General features: G+C 32.7%; 1 protein-coding gene and 1 pseudogene. One reads left to right on the top strand and one right to left on the bottom strand.

All coding sequences use genetic code 11. From position 1 onward, the window contains the following. Positions 1-218, top strand: a 218-nt coding sequence (locus tag RMO83_RS01005) for a universal stress protein (RefSeq protein ID WP_310557807.1), incomplete at its 5' end; no start/stop codon positions are given. A gap of 162 nt (positions 219-380) precedes the next feature. Here RMO83_RS01005 and RMO83_RS01000 read toward each other — a convergent pair. Beyond that, positions 381-1,351, bottom strand: a pseudogene (locus RMO83_RS01000) (elongation factor 4); the annotation flags it as partial.

Raw genomic sequence — 1,351 nt, 5'->3', positions numbered from 1 at the left:
ATTTTGTATCTAATTTTAAATTAGAAAATTATATAACTCAAGTTTACAACGATATTACCCGCGAAAAAGGAATTTTGAATTATGCCAATAAAGTCAACGCCGATTTAATCGGAATAAGCACTCATGGTCGAAAAGGAATTTCGCATTTTTTTAATGGAAGCATCAGCGAAGATGTTGTAAACCATGCTAAAATACCAGTTGTAACTTTTAAGATTTAGAAAATAAATTTTAACATTTAAGTTGTTTTAGAAAATTATATTGTTTACAAGATTAAAAAAATAAATAATCTCAATTGTTAAAAACAATAAAAACCCAATAATCATAAAAATTATTGGGTTTTATCTGTTGTCTAAATGCTTTGTATCTGTAAGTCCAAATCTCTAATCATTCAATTTTAAAACAGCCATAAATGCTTCTTGTGGAATTTCTACATTTCCTACTTGTCGCATTCTTTTCTTACCTTTTTTCTGTTTTTCGAGTAATTTTCTTTTTCTAGAAATATCGCCACCATAACATTTGGCGGTAACATCTTTTCGGAGCGCTTTTATGGTTTCACGAGCAATAATTTTGGCTCCAATTGCTGCTTGAATAGGAATATCAAATTGTTGTCTCGGGATTAATTCTTTTAGTTTTTCGCACATTTTTTTTCCAATGTGATAGGCGTTACTTTCGTGAATCAATGCCGATAGTGCATCGACATTTGTAGCGTTTAATAAAACATCAAGACGAACTAATTTTGAAGTTCTAAGTCCAATTGGCGAATAATCAAAACTGGCATAACCTTTAGAAACAGTTTTTAAACGGTCATAAAAATCGAAAACAATTTCGGCCAATGGCATGTCAAATGTTAATTCTACTCGTTCGGTTGTCAAATAAGTTTGATTGGTAATTACGCCACGTTTCTCGATACACAAACTCATTACGTTACCTACAAAATCAGCTTTGGTAATAATGGTTGCTTTTATATATGGTTCTTCGACTCTATCTAAACTTGATGGATCTGGCAAGTCGGTTGGATTATTAACAATCATTATCGTATCTGGATTCTTTTTTGTAAAAGCGTGATACGAAACATTGGGAACGGTCGTGATTACTGTCATGTCAAACTCACGTTCAAGTCTTTCTTGAATGATTTCCATGTGCAACATTCCTAAAAATCCACAACGAAAACCAAAACCTAAAGCGGCTGAACTTTCGGGAACAAACACTAACGAAGCATCGTTCAATTGCAATTTTTCCATCGAAGAACGCAAATCTTCGTAATCTTCTGTATCTACTGGGTAAATTCCTGCAAAAACCATCGGTTTTACATCTTCGAAACCAACAATCATATTCGTGGTCGGAATTTTTG

Origin of the sequence: Flavobacterium sp. (assembly GCF_031423415.1) — a bacterium.
Lineage (GTDB): Bacteria > Bacteroidota > Bacteroidia > Flavobacteriales > Flavobacteriaceae > Flavobacterium.
This window is presented reverse-complemented; position numbering and strand designations above follow the sequence as displayed.